Genomic DNA, 25,242 nt, shown 5'->3' with positions numbered 1-25,242 from the left:
CCGCGAGCCAGAAGACGCCCTCGCCGGTGCGGATCCGGGTCGCGTCGGCGACCCACAACCGGTCCGGCGCGAGTGCGGTGAAGTCCCGGTTCACCGGCCCCTGTGGTCGAACACCGCGGTCGCGTAGCGACGAGCGTGGGGTGAGCGCATCGGCGGGAGTTCGACCGGCCCCGGTGGAGTACGCCGCAGATCCAGTCGCCGGGGCTTGAGCGGTCGCCCGTCCGGTGCGTCCACCCCTCCGGTCGACAAGGGCCGGGGCGCGGGAACCGGGAGGTCTGAGGACCGCGAACGGACAACGTCACCGGGCACGACGGCGGGGACAACTCGGCTACGCACAGTCACCCCCGGCGCGGCGGGTCGGCCGTGCCCGATTTCGGGCACGGCAATTGATCCGGTGGTTGGCTGTGGCCATGCTGGGACCCGTGGAGGACGTTCGCCGGTCTGACGAGCGGTGGGAAAGACCCCACATGGGCGTGTCGGATGAACTCCTCCGGCACGTGGTCAGGACGACCGGCCTGCCTCCCGCGCTCGCGCGGCGCGTGGTGTCGGACGTCATGGGCTACTTCGTCGAGACGGCGGAGGAGTACGTGCTGCGCCGGCACGCCGAGTTGCGGCGGGAAGGGCTGGGCAACGCCAGGATTTGGGCGCTGCTGCGGGAGGAGTTGGACGTGCGGCCGGTGGCCGCGCCGAAGTTGTCCGAACGCCAGCTGCGGCGGATCGTCTACGGGTAGAGGAGATCACCGGGTATGTGCGGAATCGTCGGGTACGTGGGTCCCAGGGACGCGGTCCCCGTGTTGTTGGAGGGCCTGCACCGGCTCGAGTACCGGGGCTACGACTCGGCGGGCATCGCGGTCGTCGGTGATGGCGGCCTGGAGGTCGTCAAGACCGCCGGACGGGTCGGTGACCTGCGCAAGGCGGTGCCGGACGGCACGGCGGGAGCCGCCGGCATCGCGCACACCCGGTGGGCGACGCACGGGGAGCCGAGCGATCGCAACGCCCACCCGCACGTGGACGCGGCGGCGCGGGTGGCGATCGTCCACAACGGCGTGTTCGAGAACTCCGACCGGCTGCGCGCGCAGCTGGAGGCCGACGGCGTCACGCTCGCCTCCGACACCGACAGCGAGGTCCTCGCCCACCTCGTGGCCCGCAGTGCGGCCGGCACCCTCGAAGATGCCGTGCGCGAGGCGTTGTCGCAGGTCGAGGGCACGTACGGGGTGATCGTGATGGACGCCGAACGGCCCGGCGAGCTGGTCGCCGCCCGCCGCGGCAGCCCGGTCGTGCTCGGTGTCGGCGAGCAGGAGATGCTGATCGCCTCCGACGTCACCGCGCTGGTCCGCTTCACCCAGCAGGTGATCTACCTGGACGACGACGAGATCGCCACGGTCACCGCGGACGGCTACCACACGTCCACCATGGACGCCCGCGCCACCAGCACCACCCGCTCCCCCACCGCGATCGACGTGGCGAGCGCCGAGTACGAGCTGGGCGAGAACCCCGACTTCATGTACAAGGAGATGCGCGAGCAGCCCGACGCGGTGGACCGCTGCCTGCGCGGCCGGCTGGACCACCGGTTCTCCTCGGCCCGGCTGGACGGCGTGGGCCTCACCCCGCAGGACTACCAGCGCATCCGCCGGGTGAAGCTGCTCGGCTGCGGTTCGGCGTACTACGCGGGCCAGCTCGGCGCGCAGCTGGTCGAGGAGCTGGCCCGGATCCCGGCCGACGCCGAGCCCGCGTCCGAGTTCCGCTACCGCAACCCGGTGGTCGACCCCGACACGCTGTACGTGGCGATCAGCCAGTCGGGTGAAACGCTGGACACGCTCGCGGCCGTGCAGGAGCTCAAGCGCAAGGGCGGGCACGTCATCGGCGTGGTCAACGCGGTCGGCAGCACGATCGCCCGCGAGTGCGGTCACGGGATCTTCCTGCACGCCGGGCCCGAGGTGTCGGTGGCGGCGACGAAGTCGTTCACCACGATGGCCGTGGCGCTGGCGATGCTGGCGCTGGACCTGGGCCGGGTGCGCGACCTGTCGATCACGGAAGGCAGGCGGCTGGTGACCGGGCTGTCGGAGCTGCCGCACCAGATCGCGCGGATCCTCGCCGCCGAGGACGAGGTCGCGGCGGTCGCGCGCAAGTACGCCGACGCGCGGCACATGTTCTTCGTCGGCCGGGTGCGCGGGTGGCCCGCCGCGCGGGAGGGCGCGCAGAAGCTCAAGGAGATCTCGTACGTGCACGCCGAGGCCTACCAGGCGTCCGAGCTGAAGCACGGGCCGTTGGCGCTGATCAACCCCGAGATGCCGACCGTGGTGCTGGTGCCCGACGACGAGCTGCTGGCCAAGAACACCGCCACCATCGAGGAGGTCAAGGCACGCGGTGGGCCGGTCATCGCGGTCACCGACGCCGAGCTGCCCGCGGGCCTGGCCACGGACGTGATCCGGGTGCCGAAGGCGCACGACGCGTTGGCCCCGATCACGCTCTCGGTGCCGTTGCAGCTGTTCGCCTACCACTTGGCGCGCACGCTGGGCCGGGACGTGGACCGGCCGCGGAACCTGGCCAAGAGCGTGACCGTGGAGTAGGTATTAGGTTAGCCACCTGCATGCCCGACGTCGGCGAGATCGACGTGGACTTCGTCCTGCACGGTGACGCGGGCCCGGGAACGCGCTGGGGCGAGCCGTGCCGAGGTGGGCCGGTCCGTCGGTTTCCGGGCGGGCAACTCCGGCTACCGCGCGCCGTCCACCGGCACGGTCCTCCTGGTGGCCGACGAGACCGCGCTGCCGGCCCTGGCCGCGATCCTGGAGTCCGGCGTCCCCGCGGACACCCGGATCTTCGCCGAGGTGCCCGGCGAGGACCACCGCGTCGACCTCGACGGGCCCGTCACCTGGCTCTACCGGGGCACCGACGCGCCGGGCACCCACGTGCTGCGCGCGATCACCGACTTGCCGCCGCCCGCGCCGGACTACGCCTGGGTCTGCGGCGAGTCGGGGTTGGCCACCGCGGTCCGCCGGCACCTGGTGAAGGACCGCGGTGTGGACCGCCGTTCCGTCACGTTCAGCGGTTACTGGAAGCTCGGCGCGGCCCGCACGTGACCGGTCAGAGGTAGCGGCACGGCAGTTCGAAGAACCAGTTCGCCGGCTCGTGGACGAGGCGGCCGACCGGGCTGCCGGTGCCGCACTGGGCCCGCGCCCGGACGACGCCCTCGTCCCACGGCACGCCGTCCAGCACGACCGTGGGCGCGCGGAAGTGCAGGTAGACGCTCGCGAGCACGACCAGCGCGATCACCGCACGACCGGCCACCACCGCGTACCGCTGCCAACGGTGGGCGGGCACGGCGTCCAGCCCCACGGCGATCGCGGCGAACAGGAACAGGCAGGGGGCGACGCTGTAGCGCTGCCCGGCCATCACCACTTCCGGCTGCTGCACCTGCAGGACCGCGCTCCAGTTGGCGGTCAGCGACACGACGATGACCAGCACGCTGTAACCCACACCGAGCAGCACCAGCAGCCTGCCCGGCCGGCCACCCCACCGCAGACCCGCCACGACCGGCACGGCGGCCAGCACGAGCGCGGCCAGCAGCGGCAGGTTGCCGTGCACCGGGTAGATCAGGGCGACCTGCTCCGACCCGGTGAACGCCACCACCGGCACCCGCAGCACGCTCGCCAGCGCCACCTGCACCGGGTCCACCACGTCGTGCGAGTACGGGTTCCGCTCGGCGAACAACATCACCACGCCCTGCACCAGCGCCCCCGCGAAGAACGCGACGGGCACCTCCTTGCGCGGCACGGCGAGCCGCAGCAGCGCGACGGGCGCCAGCACGAACACCAACGGGCTCGACACGGCGGCGAGGAACACGAACAGCGCGACCGGCACGCGCGGGGCGTTGCGCCACAGCAGTGTCCAGAGCACCCCGTACAGCAGGAACCAGTGCAGGTTCGTCATGTTGTTCAACGGCTCGGAGTTGCCCGCGGGCAGCACGACCACGAGCGACGCCAACGCGACCCGCAGCGGCAGCGAGCGCAGGTACGCGCCGGAGGCCGCGAAGCAGATCAGCGCGACCAGGGCGCGCAGCGCGGCCGCCGCGACCGCGAACCCCGCGGCGGTCCACTCCAGCGGGAGCGGCGCGACCAGTTCGGCCACCAGGCGGGGCAGGGTGTGCAGGTAGCCGCCGTAGGGCTCGACCAGGTTCGACCACGCGGGCCGCGTGACCGCGTCCAGCATGAACCGGGCGCCGTCCTCGGCCCACAGGTGGTCGAGCCTCGCCCGGCCCGCCGGCAGGAGCAGCAGGAACGCGAGCGCGGCGAAGAACCCGAGCAGGTAGCCGGTCAGCGTCCGGGATCGCGGTGCCGGTGGTGCGGGCGGCCGGGGCAGCAGGCTGTCGGCGAGCACGCGCAGCCGTCGTTCGCCGGTTCTCGGCGGGTCCTCGCTCGTCACGGTCACCCGGAGGCCCTTCCCTCGCGCCCTTTGTAGCGGGAAAGTACCCGTACAGCGGCCGTGCGCCGGTGCCGGGGCGGGTCGTCAGGGGCGCAGTTCCGACCGGCGCTCGTAGCGGGACCACTCCTGCTCGGACACGGTCTTGACGGTGGACGCGTTCAGCGCCGCCACCTCGGCCGAGCCGACCAGCCACAGCTTGCCGTCCAGCAGCAGCCCGACCTCGCCGTCCGGCGAGCGCAGCGCCTCCGCGCGCGCGGGCACGCGGACCGCGACCGGCAGCGAGTCGACCAGAGCGGGCCGTTCGGCCAGCACGCCGCGGGAGAACTCCTTGGCCACCGAACGGCGCTCGAAGCGGATCACCTCGCCGCCGACCACCAGGTCGGCCGTGTTCTCCGGTGACGGCACGGTGTAGCGGTTCAACGCGCTCAGCTCGGCCTTGGTGGTGCAGCCGCGCAGGCCGACCGCGTCGAGGCCGAAGTGCCTGATGTCCGTCGGCGCGTTCGCCGCGCCGATCACGGTGGAGCGCAGCACGTCCAGCGACACCCGGCCGCACGGGTCGGCCGGGTGGATCGGCGCGTGCCCCTCGGCGGTGCGCACCAGCCCCGGACCTTCCCGCCACACGCCGGGGATCAGCACCGGGTCGAACGGCCGGCGGGTGAACTCCTTGTCCCAGAACGTGATCGTGGTGCCCGCGTCGGTCGAGTGGGCGATCGCGAACGCCGACACGGCGTCGATCCACATCCAGTCCGAGCTGAACGCCTCCACCACCGAACGGGTGCGCGGCACGGTCGTCGAGGACACCGGCACCATGCCACCCTCGCCCAGCGCCTCGACACCCTTGCCGAACAGGGGGTCGCGGGAGCGGAGGACGAACTGGCCCGCGCCGTTCGGGTGGGTCGCGCGGCCGGTGGTGTCGGTGAACATGAGGTAGAACCAGCCGTCGACGTGCACGGCGGACTGCTGCCCGGCGCCGTAGGCGTTCTCGCGGATGACGTCGTTGGCCGGCACGACGATCGCCTGGCCGTTGTTCGCGCGGGTCCAGGTGATGCCGTCCGGGCTGGTCGCGACGCCGATGGAGCTGCCGTTGGCGTGGTTGTCGCGGGACGCGCCGGTGTAATACATGTAGTAGGTGCCGCCGACGCGGATCACCGACGGGTCGCACACGTGCATCGCGTCGAAGCTCGCGGAACTGCCGGAGAAGACGGGGACCGCCGTGCTGAACGGCCCGTCCAGCGACGGCGCTTCGCTGTGGAGGATGTCGTCGCCGCCCGGCTGCGCCACGCTCATCTGGCTGCACCACCACGCCCGGATCCGGCTGCCCTCGCGGAGCACGGCGGGCGCGTAGTTGTACGGCGCGTCCTCGACGCCGCGCACCACGACCCCGGCACTCTCCCGCGGCTTGTCCACCGTGAGGGTGACCTTCTTCGGTGGCGGCGGTGGCACCGCCGACGTGCTCTTCCGCACCGGAGAGATCGGCACCGAGACACTGGCCGCCGAGCCGCTGGCCGCCGGGTCACTGCACGCCGTCACCGCGCCCACCAGGACGGAGGCAGCAAGCAATACGGGAAGCCGTCGACGCGGGGACACCCACCCAGTCTAGTTGCCGCTCATCCGGGCGAGTGAGGAACGCCGTCACTGACCGTTGATGCTGCCGGGGCGGGTGGCAAGAGCTTGAAAGCTTTCACCAGCAGGGCAGCCACCTCCGCCACCTTTACCAACGCTTTACTCATCGGCCGCGGTCCTGGATACTGGGTGTCGAGGGGAGTACTTCCCAAGCGTCTGCCCGGTCAGTACGGACATCCCGATCGATGTCCCCGGCAGGCCGCCCGCAAGGGTGAAGGAGACCTCGAACTTCGGTGTTCGAGGAGCCTTGATGCCTGTGCCTGCACCTGTGCTTGTACCCGGGCCTGTGCACCTCGCCGTTCCGGCGAGCCCCGCAGAGCCCGTCGGGTCACCAAGCCTGTGGTTGACCAGCATCGCCGTCCTGGTGGTGCTGCTGGTCGCCGACTTCGTGGTCACCCGCCGCCCGCACCAGGTGTCGATGCGGGAGGCCGCCGGGTGGTCGGTGTTCTACCTCGCGTTGCCGGTGGTGTTCGGCGCCTGGCTGTGGCACGCGTTCGGGACCGACCGGGCGTTGGAGTTCATGACCGGGTTCGTGGTCGAGAAGTCCCTCTCGGTCGACAACCTGTTCGTGTTCATGCTCCTGCTCGCCGCCTTCGCCGTCCCCGCACAGGTACAGCAACGCGTCCTGCTCTACGGCATCGTCGGCGCCCTCGTGCTGCGCGGTGTGTTCATCGCGGCAGGCGCGGCCATGCTCTCGGCCGGGACGTGGGCGTTCCTGGTGTTCGGGCTGATCCTGTTCGCCTCGGCGGTGAAGATCCTGCACGAGGCGCTGACCGGCCACGGCGCGGAGCGCGACATCTCGCGGATGCGGTCGGTGCGACTGTTGCGCCGGCTGATGCCGGTCACCGACGACTACCACGGCGCCCGGCTCACCGTCCGCGAGCACGGGCGACGCGCCCTCACCCCCCTGGCAGTGGTCGTCGTGGCGGTCTTCGCCACCGACGTGGTGTTCGCCGTCGACTCCGTCCCCGCCGTCTACGGCATCACCGACGACCCCTACCTCGTCTTCGCCACCAACGCCTTCGCCCTGCTCGGCCTGCGCGCCCTCTACTTCGTCCTGCACACCGCACTGGCCAAACTCGTCCACCTCAACCACGGACTGGCCATCATCCTCGCCTTCATCGGCGCCAAGCTCATCCTGCACTGGGCACACGGCACCTGGCCCGCCGTCCCCCAGATCCCCACCCCGCTCTCCCTCGCGGTGATCATCGCCGTGCTCGGGACGGTCACCCTGACCAGCCTGCGCTCCGCGCGTCGATCGCCGGCGGTCAGTGACGCTCGCCCAGATCCAGACGATCGAGCAGCCCCGCGGCCGTGAACGCGGCCACCAGGTCGTCACGACCCTCGGTGAAGTGCGCCCAGCTGTCGTAGTGCACGGGCACGACCTGGTGCGCACCGAGGATCTTCGTGGCCTCGGCGGCCTGGGCGCTGTCGAGCACGATGGTCGCTCCGTCGAAGAGGACCGGGAAGCGGGGCGCGCCCGCGAACAGGATGGCGGTGTCCACCGGGCCGAAGCGCTCGGCGATCCGCTCGACCAGGTCCAGTGACGCGTTGTCGCCGCTGACGTAGACCGTGGGCAGGCCGTCACCGGTCAGGACGAAGCCGACGACCTGGCCGGTGAACGGTTCGACCTGCTCGCGGGGACCGGGGCCGTGGATGGCGGGCACGCCGGTCACGGTGACCGTGCCGCCGCCGGGCCGGTCGAGCCGGACGGACTCCCAGTCGGCCAGTCCCCTGGCCCGCTCACCCAGCCGCTGCCCGCCGCCGGGCGTGGTGAGGGTGAGCGGGACGTCGGCGAGCAGGGCCCGGCCGGCGTGGTCGAGGTTGTCCGGGTGCTCGTCGTGGGAGAGCAGCACCACGTCGATCGGCCCCAGGTCGGCCGGGGTCGCGGCGGACGGCGCGGTCTTGGTCAGCAGGCCGCGCGGCACGGGGTAGTCGCCGGGCGCGTCGAAGGTCGGGTCGGTGAGGAACCTCAGGCCGCCGTACTCGAACAGGGCGGTCGGGCCGCCGAGGACGCGGACGGGGATGCGTTCACTGGTGGTGCCGGACATCGGGAACCTCACGGATGATCGGTGGTTTATCCGTGAGAGACGGTAGTCGCGTCTCACGGATGAACGCAAGTCGTACCATGAGAGCCATGAGCGAGGCCCTGAGCGACGAGTCCGTGCCGCTGCCCGCGCCCGGCGCGGCGGACCACGTCGCCCTCGACTTCGTCAACAGCGCCGTCGCCCTGCCCGGCGGGCAGTTCATCGACTTCCTCGGCACGCCCGAGGGCGCGAACCAGTGGCTGCACGACCGAGGCCTCGCACCGGCCGACGCCGGGGTCCGGGAGATGTGCGCGTCACAGCTGCGTTCGCTGCGCGAGAACCTCAGGTCGTTGTTCGCCGCCCGGGTCGCCGGCGTGCCGGCCCTGCCCTCGGCCTTGTCCGCGGTCAACGACGCGATGGGCAAGGCACCCACGGCGGCACTGTTGCAGTGGGACGAGAGGACCGGCCCGTACCGCGCGACACCGCACCCCACCAACCAGATCCTCGACCGCGCGCTCGCCACCCTCGCCGCCAACGCGGCCGACCTGCTCACCGGCCCCGACGCCGACCGCCTCACCCAGTGCGGCTCGCCGCCGTGCAACCGCTACCTGCTGCGCCACGGCCGCCGCCACTGGTGCTCCACCCGCTGCGGCGACCGCGCCCGCGCCGCCCGCGCCTACGCCCGTCGCACCAGGACAAGCTGACGGCTGTCCACTACAGACTGTCCACTACGGACAGTCAGTCGGCCCGGCACGTCAGCGCGGCGTGGGCGGCGTCCACCGCGGCGGCGCGGAGGGCGTCCACGGGCTCGTCGGCGAAGACGAGCACGCAGTCGGCCAGGCCGCCCAGCGCCACCGTCGCCCGCGTGGCGTCCGCCAGCGACGGGTCGTCGCCGACCAGCAGCGCGGCCAGCCGCAGCCGCCAGTCCAGCACCCGGCCCACCAGGCCGAGGTCGGCCAGCGCCACCAGTTCCCGCACCATGAGCGCGACGACCTCGCGGTGCTTGAAGTGGAAGTCGAAGTAGCCCTCCAGCAGCGGCCGCGGCCCTTGCGGCGGGCGGGACTCCAGTTCCGCCACGAACGCGTCACCGTCCTCGATCAACGGCTGGACGATGCTGCGCACCAGCTCCTCGCGTGACGAGAAGTGGTAGTAGAGCGCCGGTTTGGTGACCCCGAGGCGGTCCGCGATCTCCTGCAGGCTGGTGCCCCGCACGCCCTGCCGCAGGAACAGCTCGCGTGCCACCGCCTGCGCACGCGCCTTCGTGTCGGAGCCCCTGGCCATGCCGCCGAGCTTACCGATCGTTCAGTAAAGCCATTGCGACCTCACCGCCGGTGCGCTTACCATCCGTTAAGTAAGGAGGGGTGGTCATGGGGGTTCTCATTTCCGGCGCCAGCGTCGCCGGTCCGGTGCTCGCGTACTGGCTGGCCCGGTACGGGTTCGAGGTGACGGTGGTCGAACGCGCGCCCGGGCTGCGCAAGACCGGCGGGCACGCGGTGGACCTGTTCCGGCCCGCGATGGACGTCGTGGAACGCATGGGCGTGTTGCCGAGGATCATGCAACGGGTCACCGGCACCGACCGGATGGTGGTGCACAGCCCGGGCAAGCGGCCCGTCGAGCTGGACCTGGGCCGGTTGTTCGGCGCGGTCTCCGACCGGCACGTCGAAATCATGCGCGACGACCTCGCCGAGGTGTTCTTCGACGCCACGCGCGACGACGTGGAGTACGTGTTCGGCGACTCGATCACGTCCATCGGCGAGGACGGCGTCGTCACCTTCGAGCACGGCCCCACGCGGCGGTTCGACGTGGTCGTCGGGGCGGACGGGCTGCACTCGAACGTGCGGCGGCTGGTGTTCGGCGACGTGCCGGAGCTGTTCATCGGCGCGTACCTGGCGGTGCTGTCACTGCCGAACTACCTGGGGCTGCGGGACAGCACGGTCGCCTACTCCGACGTCGACCGGATGGCCGCGATCTACAGCGCCGAGCACCTGCCGGACGCGCGGGCGGTGTTCCTGTTCCGCTCCGCGCCGCTCGACTACCACTACCGCGACGTGGCGCGGCAGAAGGAGTTGCTGCGCGAGGCGTACGCGGGCATGGGCGGCGAGGTGCCGCGGTGGCTGGAGCGGATGGACGGCGCGTTCTACTTCGACTCGATCACGCAACTGCGCCTGGACACGTGGTCGCGCGGGCGGGTCGGCCTGGTCGGTGACGCCGGGTTCTGCCCCGGTCCGGCGGTCGGCGGCAGCACGAGCCTGGCCGTGGTCGGCGCGTACGTGCTGGCGGGCGAGCTGGCCGCGGCGGGCGGTGACCCGGCGGTCGCGTTCCCCGCGTACGAGGCGGAGATCGGCGACTACGTGCGGCGCAGCCGGGCGTTCGCGATCGGCGCGGCGAAGCGGCTGATCCCCGGCAGCACGCGGGAGCTGTGGGTGCTGCGGCAGGCGATGCGGCTGTTCGGCCTGCTGCCGTTGCCGCTGGGCAGGGCGCTGGCCCGGCTGAACGCCAACGGCGTGCGGCTGCACGATTCCGTGGTGCTCAAGGACTACTCAGGTGAGCCGGTCGACCACCTCGGCCGGTGACCGGCGTGACACCCGATAAGAGGTCACCGAACGCGTGAAGCCGTCCCTCACCACTGGATGTCGGACAGCGCCTCCAGCGGTGCCCGCTCGTCCAGGGACTCGGGCACGACCAGGGTGTCCGCCGCCTTGAGCGCGGCCGGGAACGTGAAGCCGCAGCGCTCCTCGACCTCGTCCAGCCGCACCTGGAACACGCGGAACTCGTCCAGTTCCAGCGATTCCAGCTGGTTGAGGTTCTGCGTCAGCACGAACGCCCGCGCCGTCAGCGCGCCCGCCGAGGAGAACGCGATCACCTTCCAGTACTCGCGCGGCAGCGCCACGCCCCGGAACACGCGGTCGTCGGGCCGGAACACGGGACCGCCGTAGACGCTCACCTTCAGGTCGTCGACGTCCGCATCGGACATCACGGCTTCCTCCAGCCGGCCCCAGAGCCCCTGCCGCGCGCTCTGGTTGAAGTCGTCTATCTGGGGCGTGATGTTGGTGAAGAAGAACGAGTCCACGTTCGCCTTCTCCGCCACCGCCTTCGGTCCCCACAGCAGGTCCGCGCGCCGCGCCACGTGACCGCGGTCGAGCCGGTTGCCCCGGTACAGCTCGTCGCCGACCTGGAACTCGGCGGGCAGCCGCGGGTCGAGCACGAACGGGATGCCGCGGCGGCTGATCGACTTCAGGTCGCCGCCGTCGATGTTCCACGCCACCCAGAACGCGAACCGCCGCGACTTGCTCTGCGCGAGCGAGAAGTGCGTGTAGTCGACCACCACCGAGCCGTTCAGCTCGACCGCGTCCGCCCGCGCCGCCTCACCCAGCTCCGGCACGCCCACCGGCGTGCCGAGGAAGTTCTCGTCGAACCCGGCCGGCGCGGGCGCCTCGGGCTTGCGCGGCGGCTTGAGCGTGATGCCGAGCTTCTCGAACACCGAGCCGGGCAGGCAGGCCAGCGCGTGCTCGTCGGGGCTGTCACCGGCCTCGCCCGCGAAGTGCAGGCCCGCGAGCGTCTTGCCGGTCTTGCCGTTGGACGCCTCGAACACCCACGCGGAACCGGAGTCGCCGCCCATGCTGATCTCGCCGTCGGCGGCCGGCCGCGCCGGGTCCGGCCCGATCTCGAAGCAGCCGATCTGCCGCCGGCCGACGCCGGGGCCGTAGTCGATCTTGACGAGGGTGTCGACGCGGCGGACCACGCCGTGCGTGACACCGGTCGTCCGGCCGCTCTTGACGACCTTGTCGCCCAGCTCCGGCTCGCCCAGCCTGTCCACGGACACGCCGAGGTCGAGGATCTCCGGCTCGAACCGCCGGTCCTCGATGGTGGCGATGGCGCAGTCGCCCGCCGCGCCCAGGTGCGACCGGACGAGCCTGCCGAGCCGGTTGCGGTCGGTGCGGTTGTCGTCGTGCACGCCGGGCTGCACCACGTCCTCGCCGATGGCGCCGTTCGGGCCGTGCAGGACGTGCCAGTTGCTCAGCAGGTACGGGGTGCCGTCGACCCGGTCGTAGACGACGCAGCCGAACGTGCCCGCGGAGACCCGCACGTGGCCCACGCTCACGCCCGGCACCACGGGGTCGACGCGCGTCTTGCGCACGTCGCTGACCGTCTCCTCCACCACGTGGAAGTCGACCTCGTAGTCGCGTTGCAGCACGTCGGTCGGCACGGCGACGCCGTCCACCTCGATCGTCTCGGGCAGCAGCGCGGTGCCGAGCGCGCGCAACGCCTCGGGCTCGGCCTTCTGCCGGACGGTGAACTGGATGGCGATCTCGTCCGTGGGCTTGCCGTCGGAGACCTTGTAGCCGATCCCGATCGAGGACACGTTCGGGTCGCGCAGGTAGGCGGCGCCCTTGGTGCGCACGAACCGCCTCAGCGAGGACGGCAGACCGTTCTTCTTCTTGACCATGAGCGCAAACCCCCTGTGTGCGCGTCGGTGGCCTTGCTGTCGCGGTCCCCCGATCCGGTGTTAACCCGATCCCGCCGCGTTCACCCGTTCAGCCCAATGACTGGCAACCGAATGCAGTCTTCACCCCCGAGAAGGCTGAAAGTTGACCACCGGGCGACTGATCGTTGAACTGTCAAAGTTGACCGGGGCGACCCGTTACGTGACGTTGACCGGTTCCACCGCCGAGGAGCTCCGGCACCGGTACGGCCCGCGCCCCTACGGGCCGTACCCGGGAGGTGAGTAGGCGGTCAGATCAGGCCCCGGTCGCGGGCGTAGACGGCGGCCTGCGTGCGGTCGCGCAGGCCGAGCCGGCCGAGGATGCGGGAGACGTGGTTCTTCACCGTGCCCTCGCTGACGTGCAGGCGTCCCGCGATCTCGCGGTTCGTGCGGCCACCGGCCAGCAGCCGCAGCACGTCCACTTCCCGTTCGGTGAGCCCGTCGGGCCGCGGGGTGCCCAGCGCGGACGCCAGCCGTGCCGCCGCGGCCGGGTCGAACTGGACCACGCCCGAGTGCGCCAGTCGCACGGCCGAGGCCAGCTCGACGGCCGGCCGATCCTTCAGCAGGTAGCCGCTCGCACCCGCCTTCAGCGCGCGCACCACGTACTCCTCGTCGTCGAACGTGGTCAGCATGACCACCCTGGCCCTCCCGCCCCGCAGGAGCCCCAGCGCCTCGATGCCGTCCACCACCGGCATCCGGACGTCCATCAGGACCACGTCCGGGTCCGTCTCGGCGACCAACGCGACCGCGTCCCGCCCGTCACCGGCCGTGCCGACCACCGTGATGCCGGGCTGGAGGTCGAGCAGCGCGGCGATGCTCTCGCGGATGAGCTGCTGGTCGTCCACGACGACGACGCGCACGTCGCTCACACCGTCCCCCTCGGCACGACCACCGTCAGCTTCGTGCCCGAGCCGCAGTCCACCTCGACCGACCCACCGGCCTGCGCGATCCGCTCCCGGACACCGCGCAGGCCGAAACCTTCCCGTTCGGCGGCGAACCCGGGCCCGTCGTCGACGACGACCAACCGCGCCTCCCGCGGTCCGCAGTGCACCGTCACGGCGACGTCCGAGCCGCCGTGCCGCATCGCGTTGGTGATCCCTTCCTGCGCGGCCCGGTAGAGCGCCAGCAGGGTGCCGGTGGCGTACCGGGATTCGTCGCCCGTGCAGGCGACCGCGACTCCGAGGCCGCCGGCCAACTGCGCCAACGACTCGCCGAGCCGGAAGGGCTCGCGCAGGGCGCGGACGGACGTGCGCACGTCCTCCAACGCCCGCCGTGCCGACTCCCGCGCGTCCCCGATCGCCCGGTCCGCCACCGCCGCGTCGACGTCCCGGAACGCCGACGCCTTCTCCAACAGCACGGAGACCGCCGTGAGGTGGTGGCCGATCCCGTCGTGGACGTCACGCGCCACCCGGTTGCGCTCGGCCGCGGCCGACATCTCGGCCATCGCCAACGCCAGCACCAGCCCGATCCCGAACATCAACAGGTCCGACACGTGCTCGACCGACCGCGTCCAGCCGGGCACCGTTATGTGGAACGCGACCACCAGGAAGACCGCACTGGCCACCCCTACCCCGACCGCCACCACCCGCCCGAAGGCGAAGTACGCCCCGAACGGCAACAGCAGGAACAACACCCGCGCCATCCCCGACCCGTCCGCGAACGCCACCACGACCACCAGCGCCGCCTGCACCGCGAGGACAGCCGCCGCCGGCAACCGCCTCCCCACCGCGTCCACCGCGACCAGGGCCGCCAACCCGAGCACGAACGCCACCCACCGCGTCTCCCCGAGCCCGGCCAACCCCGCATAGCCGCCGGCCACCAACACCACCCCGCACAACAGGGGCGACAACCACCTCAAACGACCCACAGGGGCAGGTTACGTGCGGACGCCCGGGTGCGGGTGCGACTGCCCACCAAGGGCGAGGGTGACGGCGGCACGTGCCAGACGGCACCCCCGATACTGGCCGACCGGCACTCCCACACCTCCGACCTGCGCCAATACCGTCCCCGACATGACGTTCCTGCTGCGCTTCGGCGCCCTCTGCGGCGCGCTGTCGGGCCTCTTGATCGCCCTCCCGGGAGCGATCGAGGCGTTCACCGGCGAAACGACCGCCACCAGCCTCGTGATCGGCGTGTCACCGGCCCTCGCCGCACCGCTGCTCACCGCCCTCTACCTGAAGCAGCCGCGCACCACCCTGGGCACCGTCGGCTACGCGATCAACTTCCTCGGCCTCGGCCTGTTCGGCGCCGCCGCCTACGCGTTGAACATCGTCCTGTTCCACCTCGGCCAACCGAAACTCGCACCGCCGACCGTGGTCGTGCTGTCCACCAGCGCCCTGGTCTTCGCCATCGGCACGGTCCTCTTCGCGATCAGCATGCTCAAGGCCCGCGTCCACCCACCCGTCCCGGTGTGGGCCTACGCCGTCGCACTACCGGTCTTCACCTTCGCCGCACGGCTGCCCGACACACCGCTCACCAGCGCGCTGCACGTCATCGTCGGCGGCGCGCTCATCTGGCTCGCCCGCTCCGTCCACCCCGGGGTCCGCCCCGCCACGACCACCAGCCCCACGATGACCGCCAATGCCGCGTAGGTCACCACCACCGACGCGTGGACCCGCACGGCAGCAGCAGCACCGTGCGGGTCCACAAAGGACTGCGACGTCCGCGGAAGGCCGCTACGGCGTCCAGGGCGCGGTCACGGCCCAGCTCACGTCCGCGTCGTACGACGTCGGGTTGTCGTACACGTGGGCGCCGCCGTTCACCGCGACCCACACCTCCTCCGCGTAGTGCCGGACGCTCGCACCCAACTCGTTCACCGACGCCAACCGCACACCACCGACACCCGGCTGCGCGCAGAACGTCGCGTCCCGCCGGAACAGGTCGCTGCCGTCGGACGCCGCCAGCCGCACCCGGAACTGCGCGTGCCGCAGGTACTGGCCCGGGAAGTTGCGCGACTCGAACGAGTAGCACGACGGCTCCGACAGGCCGCGCCGCACGATGAACGTCGCGTCGGCCTTCAGCAGGGCGGTGCTCCCCGAGGTCACGACGTCCGTCCGCGCCAGCGCGTCCTGGTGCCGCAGGTACCGGTCGGTGAACCCGGGCGTGGTCACCCGGAACGACCGGGCCTGGTCCAGCGGCAGGTCCGCACCGCTGCGCCAGAGCGGCACGACCGCCGCCCACGTGGTGTCCGCCGTGAAGCTCGTCGCGCTGTCCCACGGGTTCGGCCCACCGGACCGCGCCAGGTACACCCCTTCCTGGTAGTGCCGCACGAAGTGGCCGGGCAGGTTGCGCGACTCCAGCACCGTCCCGCCCACGCCCGGACGCGCGCAGAACGTGGCGTCCCCGGCGAACCCGGCCGACCCGTCGTCGGCGTCCGACCGCACCCGCGACGCCGAGTGCCGCAGGAACCGCCCGGGGTAGTTCCTCGACTCGAACGACAGGCACGCCGCGTCCGACAACCCCGGCCGGGCCCAGAAGGTCGCGTCCAACCGGCCGAGGTCGTCCGAGATGACGTCCGTGCGCGCGAGCGCGTCCCGGTGCCGCAGGTGCCGATCCGTGTAACCGGCCGTCGTCACCCGCAACGAGATCGCCTCACCGCGCCCCACCTCGGTGCCCGCCGCGAGGGCCAGCACGCGCTGGTTGACCTCCCGCACCCGCGCCTCGGACACCTTCAGCACCTGGCGGTCGTAGGTGTAGAAGCCGTTGACCTCGTTCTCCACGTCGTACGGCTCGGTGTAGACCGAGGCCGACAGCCCGCGCGTGTGCACGAACCGGCCGACCTCCTTGGTGATCTCCACATACCTGCCCGTCAGCGACGTCTCGTCCGGGTACAGCTCGCCGTACGCGAACCCGGCGCCCGGCTGCCACTCGTGGCCGACGATCCGCCGTCCCAGCCCACCGAACTCGCCCAGCACCGCGATCCGGTTCGCGTCGGGCAGCCGGGTGGCGCTGGACATCTGGTAGGCGTGGTCATCGATGATGTCGCCGTTGCCCGGGTCGGGGTCGGAGACGCAGCAGTTCGAGCCCGAGTTGTGGTTGATCAGCCGGGTGTCGTCGATCGACCGGACCAGGTCCACGATCCGCCCGGCGTCGTACTCGCCCCAGCCCTCGTTGAACGGCACCCACTGCACGATCGACGTGATGCCCTTGAGCTGGTCGACCATCCGCCGCAGCTCGGACTCGAAGTGCGCGCGCCCGTTGGGCACGTCGTCGACGGCGTCCAGCGACGGCATGTCCTGCCACACCATCAGGCCGAGCCGGTCGGCGTGGTAGTACCAGCGGGCGGGTTCGACCTTGATGTGCTTGCGCACCATGTTGAAGCCCAGCGCCTTCTGCCGTTCCAGGTCGAACCGCAGGGCGGCGTCGGTGGGCGCGGTGTAGATGCCGTCCGGCCAGTAGCCCTGGTCGAGGGTGCCGAGCTGGAACACGAACTTGCCGTTGAGCAGCGGGCGCATCACGCCGCCGACCACCGCCTTGCCCAGCGACCTCATGCCGAAGTAGCCGGTGACGACGTCGCTGCCCAAGGTGACCCGCAGGTCGTAGAGGAACGGGTCGTCGGGCGACCACAGCCGGGCGTTGGGCACCGGGACGCGCAGGTGCCCGCCGACCGTGCCGGTGGCCGTGCCGACGACCTGGCCGCCGGTGAGCACCTCGGCGCGCACCGACTGTCCCGCCGTGCCCTGCACGACCAGGTCCAGCACGCCCGCGGCGACGTCCGGGGTGGTGTCCAGGCGGGTGATGTGGTTGGCCGCGACCGGCTCCAGCCACACCGTCTGCCAGATGCCGGAGGCCGCGGTGTAGAAGATGCCGCTCGGGCTGCGGCGCTGCTTGCCGATCGGGTACGAACTGCCGTCCACTGTGGACCGCACACCGACGATCACCTCGTTCGCCCCGGCGCGGAGGGCGTTGGTGATGTCGAACGAGAACGCGTCGAACCCGCCGGTGTGGGTGCCGACGCTGACGCCGTTGACCCAGACGCGGGTCTCCCAGGTGACCGCGCCGAAGTTCAGCTTCACCCGGCGGCCGGTCCAGCCGGCCGGGGTGGTGAACGTGCGGCGGTAGAACATGTGGTCCTCGTGCCGCTTGATGCCCGACAGCGCGGACTCGATCGGGTAAGGCACCAGGACGCCTTCGGCGAGCGTGCGGCCGAACGGGGGTGAGGACAGGTTCGGCGCGCCGGCGAACTCCCACACGCCGTTGAGGTTCAGCCAGTCCGGCCGGACCAGCTGGGGGCGCGGGTACTCGGGCAACGCGTTGGTCGGCGACACCTGAGCGGTCCAGGGTGTGGTCAGGGGTGCCGGTTTGGGCTGCCAGACGGCCGCGGCGGCGGTGCCGGGCAGCGCGACGAGGAGGGTGCTGAGGACCAGCAGTCCGGTCAGGCCGGACAACAGCTTGCGCATGGGTGGCTCCACGATCGGCAGGGTGCTGGTGACGTGGTGCGGGTCGTGCTCGGTGCTCGGTGCTCGGTGCTCACACGAACGAGTGCTCGTGACCTGGGTCACTTGCCGTTCTTACATCGTTGATACAACGTTGTAAAGCGGCCGACCGGCCGGCTACGATCCCGGTCGTTCCCGAGAACCGCCCCCTGAACGCCCGAACCGCACCGCGCCGGAGGCACCGCTTGGCCACGCTCAAGGACGTCGCCGCGCTGGCCGGCGTGTCGGTGAAGACGGTGTCGAACGTGGTCAACGGCTACGCGTTCGTGAAACCGGAGAACCGCCGCCGGGTCGAGGAAGCGCTGTCCGCCACGGGCTACCGGCCCAACCTCGGCGCCCGCAACCTGCGCCGCGGCCGGACCGGTTTCGTCGCCCTCGTGCTGCCGGAGCTGGTCGTGCCGTACTTCGCGGAGCTGGCCGGGCTGGTGCTCGGCGCGGCCCAAGAGCACGAGTGGAACGTGCTGATCGAGCAGACCCTCGGCACCCGGGAGGTTGAACGGGACACGCTGGCGTCCCTCGGCCCGCACATGATCGACGGCGCGATCGTGAGCCCGGAGGCGCTCCAGGCGCGCGACTTCGGCGAGCTGGCGCCCGGCATCCCGGTGGTGATGCTCGGCGAGCACTCGGTCGACCTGCCGATCGACCACGTCGGCATCGACAACGTGGAGGCGGCACGCGTGGCCGTGGCGCACCTGATCGGCCTGGGCCGCACCCGCGTCGCGGCGATCGGCGCGCACCCCCACCGCGGCACGGCGGCGCAACGCCTGGAGGGCTACCGGCTGGCGCTGGCCGACGCGGGCCTGCCGGTGCGCGACGAGCTGGTCGCGACCGCGTTGAACTACCACCGCCGGGACGGCGCGGAGGCCATGGCCCGCCTGCTGGGCGCGGCCGAGCCGCCGGACGCCGTGTTCTGCTTCAACGACCTGCTGGCCGTCGGCGCGGTGCGTGCCGCCGCGGAGCGTGGTGTGCGGGTGCCGTCCGACCTCGCGGTCGTGGGGTTCGACAACACCGAGGAAGGCGCGTACAGCCTGCCGTCGCTGACGACCGTCGCGCCGGACAAGGCCGCGATCGCACGGGCCGCGGTGGACCTGCTGCGGCGGCGCGTGGACGACCCCGAACGGGCGCCGGAGCACGTGCGGACGCCGTTCTCGTTGGAGGTCCGGGAGAGCACGAGGGGTGGCGCATGACGCGGGACGGGGTCTTCGAGGCGCCGGGGCGGATCAACCTGATCGGTGAGCACACCGACTACAACGACGGTTTCGTGCTGCCGATCGCGTTGCCGCACGTCGTGCGGATCACCGCGGCGCGACGGGACGACGGCGTGCTGCGGCTGGCCTCGCGCCAGGCGTCGGGCGTGACCGAGATCCGGGTGGTCGACCTCGTGCCGGGTGCGGTCACCGGGTGGGCGGCTTATGTGGCCGGCGTGGTGTGGGCGTTGCGCGAGGAGGGGCACCCGATCGGCGGGTTCGGCCTGCTCGTGGACGGTCGGGTGCCGTTGGGTGCCGGGTTGTCGTCGTCGGCGGCGTTGGAGAGCGCGACGGCGTTGGCGGTGACCGAGCTGTCCGGGGTGTCACTGGACCGGCTGGAGCTGGCGCGGATCGCGCAGCGGGCGGAGAACGAGTTCGTCGGCATGCCGTGCGGGATCATGGACCAGTCGGCGTCGCTGCTGGCGCGGGAGCGGCACGCGTTGCTGCTCGACACGCGGTCGATGCAGACCGAGCACATCCCGTTCGACCTGGCTCCGGCCGGGCTCACGCTGCTGGTCGTGGACACGCGGGCGCCGCACCGGCTGGTGGACGGCGAGTACGCGGCGCGGCGGCGGGACTGCCACCGCGCGGCGGAGCTGCTGGGCGTGCCCGCGTTGCGCGACCTCGACCGCGCCGACCACGACCTGCCGGACCGGCTCGCTCGTCGGGTGCGGCACGTGGTGACGGAGAACGAGCGGGTGGGGCGGGTCGCCGACCTGCTGCGCGCCGGCCGGATCCGCGAGATCGGGCCGCTGTTGACCGAGTCGCACGTGTCGTTGCGGGACGACTACGAGGTGACCGTGCCGGAGCTGGACGTGGCGGTGGAGGCGTTGGTGGCGGCGGGCGCTTCGGGTGCGCGGATGACCGGCGGCGGTTTCGGCGGTTGCGTGATCGCGCTGGTGGAGGAGGACGGCGTCGAGGCGTGCACGAAGGCGGTGCGGGCGAAGTTCGCCGGGCACGGGTTCGCGCCGCCGGACTGCTGGACCGCGACGGCGGCGGCCGGCGCGCGACGAGCCGGCCACGCCTGACCGGGAGCCCGCCGAAGGAAATGCAACGCTGCCCTGAACCCGCACCCCTGCACCAATTCCCACAACCTGGCAGACCCGCCACGCTGATGCACTAAACCCCGCAGCCCTGCACTGACTTCCGCAACGTTGCAGGGCCTCATGCGGCGATGCACCGAATCGGCGACCCCTGCCGGACTTCGGTCACCCGGTCATGGAAATTCCCGATGGTCAGGGCTCATTGCCATTGGTCAGGTTCTTCGATCACCAATACATCGTCTAGTTGGACAGGCATTCACCTGCGGTGTCGTGGTTCGACGCCTACCGTCGCCGCCACGACGAGGCTTCGGCCGCTCCACCGGGCGTACACGTCGGGGATGGCCATTGATCACCTTCGGCGTGTACGCAGTACCGGAACGCGTTCTTCCCGGCCCTGCACCGAAGGAGAGCCGATGTCCCCACTGACCCGACGAACGCTCATCGCGGGCGGCATCGCGAGTGCCGGTGTGACGGTCCTCGCGCCGACCACCGCGAACGCCATCTCGTACCCGTTCACGTTGGGCGTCGCCTCCGGTGAGCCCGCGGCGGACGGATTCGTCATCTGGACGCGCCTCGCGCCCAGCCCGCTCAACGCCGACGGCCTCGGCGGCATGGGCAGCGCCTCGGTCGCGGTCGAGTGGCAGGTCGCGACGGACCGGCGGTTCACCCAGATCGCGCGCAGCGGCACGGCGACCGCCACGCAGTCGTGGGCGCACAGCGTGCACGTCGAGGTGACCGGTCTGGAGCCGGGCCGCGAGTACTTCTACCGGTTCCGCGCCGCCGGGCACATCTCCCCCGTCGGCCGCGGCGTCACCGCACCCGCGGTCGGCACGAGCCCGTCGCTGACGATGCTGTTCGCCTCGTGCTCGCACTTCGAGGCCGGCTACTTCACCGCGTACCGGCGGATGGCCGAGGAGAACCCGCACCTGATCCTGCACCTGGGCGACTACATCTACGAAGGCGCGGCCTCGACCACGGCCGTGCGCAGGCACTCGCCCTCGGCGGAGATCGCGAACCTGGCCGACTACCGCGTGCGGCACGCGCAGTACAAGACCGACGTCGACCTGCAGGCCGCGCACGCCGCCGCGCCGTGGCTCGTCGTCTGGGACGACCACGAGGTGGAGAACAACTACGCGAACCTCGTGCGCGCCAACACCTCCCCCGCCGGTGACTTCAAGGTCCGGCGTGCGGCGGCGTACAAGGCGTACTACGAGCACATGCCGCTGCGTGCCGCGCAGGCGCCGGTCGCGGAGAACATGCAGCTGTACCGGCGGGTCCGGTGGGGCAGCCTGGCCACGTTGCACATGCTCGACACCCGCCAGTACCGCGACGACCAGGCGTGCGGCGACGGCACGAAGGTGTGCCCGGAGGCCGACGACCCGGCACGCACGCTGCTCGGCAGCACTCAGGAGGCGTGGCTGCTCGACGGCATGCGGCAGAAGCTCGGGACGTGGGACTTCCTGGGCCAGCAGGTGTTCTTCGCGCAGAAGCTCGCCTCGGCCGACGGGGCGAAGTCGATGGACTCGTGGGACGGCTACAGCGCCAACCGGGGTCGGCTGCAGCGCGGCTGGGACGCGGCGGGCCTGCGCAACACCGTCGTGCTGACCGGTGACGTGCACCGGTCGTGGGCGAGCAACCTGATGAACAACTACGCCACTCAAGACCGGATCGTCGGCACCGAGCTGGTGACCACGTCGATCACGTCCGGCGGCGACGGCAGCGCCACCGACACCGGCGTGTCCAGCCTCAACCCGCACGTGAAGTTCTACAAGAACCTGCGCGGGTACGTCCGCACCGTCACCTCACCGACCCAGATGAACGTCGACTTCCGCTTCCTGGACCGGGTCACCACACGCGACTACCCGGTCCGGACGTTGCAGAGCTACGTCGTCCAGGCGGGCAACCCGGGATTGCAGGCACCATGAAGAAGCTGATGACGATCGCGGCGCCGGTGATCGCGGCGCTCATGCTGGTGGGCGGCGGGACCGCGTCGGCGGCCACTTGGAGCGTCGCGAACAGCACCGCCACCGGTGACCAGGACAACGCCGCCGTAGCCGCCGTGCGCAACGGCTGGACCGCCGTGGTGTGGGAGGACGACCGCGACAGCACCGCGCCCACCAACTCCGTGCACAGCGACGTGTGGGTGCGGCTGTTCAAGGACGGCGTGTCCCGGTACGAGAAGAAGCTGTCCACCGGTGGCACCGGCAACTGGCGTCACGTTCAGCCGGACGTGGCCGTGCACGACAACGGCACGGCGGTCGTCGTGTGGGCCGACGACGCCGACGGCAACGGTTACTACAACATCCAGGCGCGGGTGCTGAACACGAGTGGCACGGTGACCGGGTCGGCGCGGGCCAACGCCAACGCCGCCGGCCAGCAGCTGAACCCCGCCGTGACCGCCGACCCCGACACCAGCGGTTTCGCCGTGGTGTGGGAGGACAAGCAGACCTCGACCAACCCGACCGTGCGCGTCGCCGGGTTCGCGTCCGTGACGTCGAAGACCTACGAGGCCCAGGTGCACGCGGCGGGCGGCACCCACCAGCGGCCGGACGTGGCCATGGGCGCGGCGGGCAACGCGATCGTCGTGTGGGACGAGGACGGCGACGGCAACGGCTACTTCAACATCGGCCGCAAGATCCTCACGCCGTCCGGCGGTGTGAAGTTGGCCCAGGGCGTGGCCAACGCCAGCGGCGGCGGCCAACAACGCCGACCGGTCGTGGCGGCGAACTTCAACGGCGACCACACCGTGGCCTGGGAAACCGACCACACCGGCACGGCCCAGGTGGGCGTGCGGTCGTTCGCCGCCGGCGGCGCCGCCCGGACGTCCGCAGACACCCTGCTGCCGGGCACCGACCCGCAGATCGGCATCGACGACCAGCTGAACGTCGTGGTGTCGTCGGTCGAGGCGCAGGACGTGGTGACGCAGGGGCTCAACGCGGACGGCACGGCCACCGGCCGGATGCCGCGCCAGCCGACCATGTCGACGGCAACGGGCAGGCAGGACGAGCCCGCTCTCGGGGTCGACGCTTGGGGTCAAATCACCGTCGTCTACACCGACGACAACGACGGCAACGGATTCGACCAGATCTACCTGGGTACCGGGATGGTCAACAGCACCTGGTGAGGCAACGGCACCTGGCAGGTCTGGCGCGGGATCCCGGTGCCTCCACCGAGGTGTCGCAGACCGGGGGTGCTGCTGCGCGCCGTGGAAACGCTGGGGTTGACCTGTGGTTGTCGCGGGCGTTGACCCGGTGGCGAAAACCGGCCACGGTGCACGACCCCGGCAAGATCGCGTTGGCTCAACTTACCGGGACAACCCGAATGTCGGGTCGGCCAGAAAGTGTTGGTGCGCGCGCTGCGGGCATAGGTCGCGAAACCCTCGCTGCTGGAGCCGCCTTCGCCTACGATGCCGATCATGCCCGGACAGACATGGTCTCCCGATCCTGAGACGACCGTCATCGAATACCGGTCCGGCCGTTGGGCATTCATCGGTGGGCTGGCCATGGTTGTCCTCTTCGGATTGGCCGCCGTCTTCCCGGACGTCGGGGGTCCGTCAGCTTCGTCGAAAGCGAAGAATCTCCCTCCGGCCGCCGCGTCGTTCCTCTTCGGCTCGCTCGCGCTGGGCGGCCTGCTACTCATGATCGGCTCCGTCCCCCGCGTGCATCGCTTCGCCGTCAATCAACGTGGCCTGTGCTGGCAAGCCGGTCGCAAATCCGATCTGATCGCGTGGGAGGAGTTGCGTGCCGTGCGCGGACGGGAACCGCGCCCGCCGGTCAAGGGCGACCCGAACTCGAAGCCCGTGGTGCCGGCCCTGGTGTTCATCCCTGTGGACGGCCTTTTCTCGACTCGCCACAGCGCCCTGGTGAAACCCTCGCCGGACGCCAATCCGGAAGTGGAACTGAGACTGCCGAACTTCGCCACGGTCCGGCAGCTGACCCAGGAGATAGCCAGAGTCCGGCCGGACCTACTCCGCTGACGCCCTTGGCAGGCCCAGCCCGCTGCTGTTACGAAGGAACGGCGTGATGACGGGCAGTGGCACCGGCGAACCAGTCGAACGACACCCCATCGGACCCGCAGCAGAACCGCAAAGGCCGATTTTACATGGGGTTCGGGTGCTTTAGGCTGGTCGAAGCCGGGCAGGCTTGGCGGGCGCTTTATCCGCCAGGCCTGCCCGGCTTTGGCCTGCCTGGAGTGCTCGTAAGGGGCCCCATGTCAAATCGAGCCGGGGTTCAGTGGTCATCGTTGAATTGCTCGGCAAGGCGTTTCGGCGCGCGGCACAGCCAAGCCTCGGTCACCAGCTCTTCGAGCTCGTCGGTGGAGATGTTGTCCAGGCGGACGAGGATCGCCGGATAGCCGTCGAAGTGCGGGGTGGTGAAGTAGACGGTCGGGTCGTCGGTCAGCAGTGCTTCCTTCGCGCCGAGGTCGGGCACGCTCGCGGCGAGCACGGGACCGTCCGGTGCGGCGAGGCCGAGGGCGGCGAGGTCGGCCTTGCGCAGTGGTCGGTCCCAGGCGAACGCCTTGTCCTTCACCCGCCACGCCGGTCTGCCGTCGTAGGAGGGGCGCTCGGTGACCTCGGGCAGCGCCATGGCCAGGCGGTGCACGTCGTCCCAGGTGGCCATGGGTCAGACGATAGCCCGACGATGCCGCGCCGTTGGGGGTGGCCGTGTTCGCGCACGACATCGTGCTGCCGGTGCGGCCGTTGGCCGAATTGGCGTATCGGGTCGAGCACTGGAGCGAGTTCGACCGGGGTGGGCACTTCGCGGCCATGGAGGTGCCCGAGTCGCTGGCGGGTGACATCGAAGCGTTCTTCGCGGGCCGCGCTTGAGGTGGAGGGGCGAGAGCGGCGGGTGCTCGGGCACCACCGGATGTGGTGGTGCCCGAGTGGCCATGCGGTTCGCCGGTGGAGCCGAAGGCTAGTGGCTTGTCACGCAGCCTTGGCCGGGTAATGGGTCCAGGTGCGGA

21 protein-coding genes and 1 pseudogene are annotated in these 25,242 nt (G+C 71.2%); 13 read left to right on the top strand and 9 right to left on the bottom strand.

Translation table 11 applies throughout. The annotated features are described in order from the left end of the window. Positions 1-467 precede the first annotated feature (467 nt). The 3 genes from A6A25_RS36985 (at position 468) to A6A25_RS36975 (ending at position 3,080) form a co-directional block, all read left to right on the top strand. Positions 468-731: a hypothetical protein gene (locus A6A25_RS36985; RefSeq protein ID WP_073898375.1), complete on the top strand. Its 264-nt coding sequence runs from the start codon at positions 468-470 to the stop codon at positions 729-731. A gap of 15 nt (positions 732-746) precedes the next feature. Further along, complete coding sequence (glmS, locus tag A6A25_RS36980; RefSeq protein WP_073898373.1) at positions 747-2,570, top strand: glutamine--fructose-6-phosphate transaminase (isomerizing); 1,824 nt, start codon at positions 747-749, stop codon at positions 2,568-2,570. A gap of 105 nt (positions 2,571-2,675) precedes the next feature. Continuing rightward, entirely contained in the window at positions 2,676-3,080 is a 405-nt protein-coding gene (locus A6A25_RS36975) for a siderophore-interacting protein (RefSeq protein ID WP_073898371.1), read from the top strand. Positions 3,081-3,084: 4 nt separating this feature from the next. Here A6A25_RS36975 and A6A25_RS36970 read toward each other — a convergent pair whose 3' ends face one another. Together A6A25_RS36970 and A6A25_RS36965 are read right to left on the bottom strand one after the other, a co-directional pair. Then, complete coding sequence (locus A6A25_RS36970) at positions 3,085-4,428, bottom strand: hypothetical protein (RefSeq protein ID WP_073898369.1); 1,344 nt, start codon at positions 4,426-4,428, stop codon at positions 3,085-3,087. A gap of 78 nt (positions 4,429-4,506) precedes the next feature. Continuing rightward, complete coding sequence (locus A6A25_RS36965; RefSeq protein ID WP_241829115.1) at positions 4,507-5,952, bottom strand: beta-xylosidase; 1,446 nt, start codon at positions 5,950-5,952, stop codon at positions 4,507-4,509. A gap of 343 nt (positions 5,953-6,295) precedes the next feature. On the opposite strand from A6A25_RS36965, the gene A6A25_RS36960 reads away from it, so the two are divergent. After that, complete coding sequence (locus A6A25_RS36960) at positions 6,296-7,363, top strand: TerC/Alx family metal homeostasis membrane protein (RefSeq protein WP_073898365.1); 1,068 nt, start codon at positions 6,296-6,298, stop codon at positions 7,361-7,363. Here the strand turns inward: A6A25_RS36960 and A6A25_RS36955 are convergent. Further along, positions 7,314-8,096 (bottom strand): MBL fold metallo-hydrolase, encoded by a 783-nt coding sequence (locus A6A25_RS36955; RefSeq protein ID WP_073898362.1) that lies wholly within the window; start codon positions 8,094-8,096, stop codon positions 7,314-7,316. The two genes, A6A25_RS36960 and A6A25_RS36955, sit on opposite strands and share 50 nt — an antisense overlap. Before the next feature lie 86 nt (positions 8,097-8,182). On the opposite strand from A6A25_RS36955, the gene A6A25_RS36950 reads away from it, so the two are divergent. Beyond that, positions 8,183-8,776 carry a CGNR zinc finger domain-containing protein gene (locus A6A25_RS36950; RefSeq protein WP_073898360.1) on the top strand — a complete coding sequence of 198 codons (594 nt, stop codon included), beginning with the start codon at positions 8,183-8,185 and terminating at the stop codon, positions 8,774-8,776. A gap of 34 nt (positions 8,777-8,810) precedes the next feature. Here the strand turns inward: A6A25_RS36950 and A6A25_RS36945 are convergent, their stop codons facing one another. After that, positions 8,811-9,353: a TetR/AcrR family transcriptional regulator gene (locus A6A25_RS36945; protein ID WP_073898357.1), complete on the bottom strand. Its 543-nt coding sequence runs from the start codon at positions 9,351-9,353 to the stop codon at positions 8,811-8,813. A gap of 86 nt (positions 9,354-9,439) precedes the next feature. On the opposite strand from A6A25_RS36945, the gene A6A25_RS36940 reads away from it, so the two are divergent. Next, positions 9,440-10,645, top strand: coding sequence for an FAD-dependent monooxygenase (locus tag A6A25_RS36940; RefSeq protein WP_073898355.1), 1,206 nt, complete (start codon positions 9,440-9,442; stop codon positions 10,643-10,645). Positions 10,646-10,692: 47 nt separating this feature from the next. On the opposite strand, the gene A6A25_RS36935 is transcribed toward A6A25_RS36940, so the two are convergent. From A6A25_RS36935 to A6A25_RS36925, 3 genes are all read right to left on the bottom strand, one after another. Further along, complete coding sequence (locus tag A6A25_RS36935; protein ID WP_073898353.1) at positions 10,693-12,519, bottom strand: DNA/RNA non-specific endonuclease; 1,827 nt, start codon at positions 12,517-12,519, stop codon at positions 10,693-10,695. Positions 12,520-12,806: 287 nt separating this feature from the next. Beyond that, entirely contained in the window at positions 12,807-13,424 is a 618-nt protein-coding gene (locus A6A25_RS36930; protein WP_073898351.1) for a response regulator, read from the bottom strand. Next, positions 13,421-14,422, bottom strand: a complete 1,002-nt coding sequence (locus A6A25_RS36925; protein ID WP_073898349.1) for a sensor histidine kinase — start codon at positions 14,420-14,422, stop codon at positions 13,421-13,423. Before A6A25_RS36925 ends, A6A25_RS36930 begins: the two co-directional genes overlap by 4 nt. 145 nt (positions 14,423-14,567) lie before the next feature. On the opposite strand from A6A25_RS36925, the gene A6A25_RS36920 reads away from it, so the two are divergent. After that, the gene (locus A6A25_RS36920; protein WP_073898347.1) at positions 14,568-15,146 is read left to right on the top strand and encodes a hypothetical protein; all 579 of its coding nucleotides are present in this window, start codon (positions 14,568-14,570) and stop codon (positions 15,144-15,146) included. 84 nt (positions 15,147-15,230) lie between these two features. Here the strand turns inward: A6A25_RS36920 and A6A25_RS36915 are convergent, their stop codons facing one another. Then, positions 15,231-17,954, bottom strand: coding sequence for an AbfB domain-containing protein (locus A6A25_RS36915; RefSeq protein WP_073898379.1), 2,724 nt, complete (start codon positions 17,952-17,954; stop codon positions 15,231-15,233). A 221-nt stretch (positions 17,955-18,175) separates the two neighbouring features. On the opposite strand from A6A25_RS36915, the gene A6A25_RS36910 reads away from it, so the two are divergent. The 5 genes from A6A25_RS36910 to A6A25_RS36890 all read left to right on the top strand — a co-directional run bounded on the left by A6A25_RS36910 (position 18,176) and on the right by A6A25_RS36890 (position 24,256). Next, the gene (locus A6A25_RS36910) at positions 18,176-19,177 is read left to right on the top strand and encodes a LacI family DNA-binding transcriptional regulator (RefSeq protein ID WP_073898345.1); all 1,002 of its coding nucleotides are present in this window, start codon (positions 18,176-18,178) and stop codon (positions 19,175-19,177) included. Then, positions 19,174-20,265, top strand: a complete 1,092-nt coding sequence (gene galK, locus A6A25_RS36905) for a galactokinase (RefSeq protein WP_073898343.1) — start codon at positions 19,174-19,176, stop codon at positions 20,263-20,265. Before A6A25_RS36910 ends, galK begins: the two co-directional genes overlap by 4 nt. A 428-nt stretch (positions 20,266-20,693) precedes the next feature. Beyond that, positions 20,694-22,205, top strand: a complete 1,512-nt coding sequence (locus A6A25_RS36900) for an alkaline phosphatase D family protein (RefSeq protein ID WP_073898340.1) — start codon at positions 20,694-20,696, stop codon at positions 22,203-22,205. Further along, on the top strand, positions 22,202-23,404 hold the full coding sequence (locus A6A25_RS36895) for a hypothetical protein (protein WP_073898338.1): 1,203 nt from the start codon (positions 22,202-22,204) through the stop codon (positions 23,402-23,404). The genes A6A25_RS36900 and A6A25_RS36895 overlap by 4 nt, the downstream gene beginning before the upstream one ends. Positions 23,405-23,695: 291 nt before the next feature. Further along, positions 23,696-24,256, top strand: coding sequence for a hypothetical protein (locus A6A25_RS36890; RefSeq protein ID WP_073898377.1), 561 nt, complete (start codon positions 23,696-23,698; stop codon positions 24,254-24,256). A gap of 253 nt (positions 24,257-24,509) precedes the next feature. On the opposite strand, the gene A6A25_RS36885 is transcribed toward A6A25_RS36890, so the two are convergent. Next, complete coding sequence (locus A6A25_RS36885) at positions 24,510-24,899, bottom strand: MmcQ/YjbR family DNA-binding protein (RefSeq protein WP_073898336.1); 390 nt, start codon at positions 24,897-24,899, stop codon at positions 24,510-24,512. A gap of 29 nt (positions 24,900-24,928) precedes the next feature. On the opposite strand from A6A25_RS36885, the pseudogene A6A25_RS43640 reads away from it, so the two are divergent. Continuing rightward, positions 24,929-25,105 (top strand): annotated as a pseudogene (locus A6A25_RS43640) (epoxide hydrolase); the annotation flags it as partial. Between the last annotated feature and the right edge of the window lie 137 nt (positions 25,106-25,242).

Origin of the sequence: Saccharothrix sp. CB00851 (assembly GCF_001905065.1) — a bacterium.
Taxonomy (GTDB): domain Bacteria; phylum Actinomycetota; class Actinomycetes; order Mycobacteriales; family Pseudonocardiaceae; genus Actinosynnema.
The sequence above is the reverse complement of the archived record's forward strand: the minus strand, read 5'-3'. Positions and strand labels throughout refer to the sequence as shown.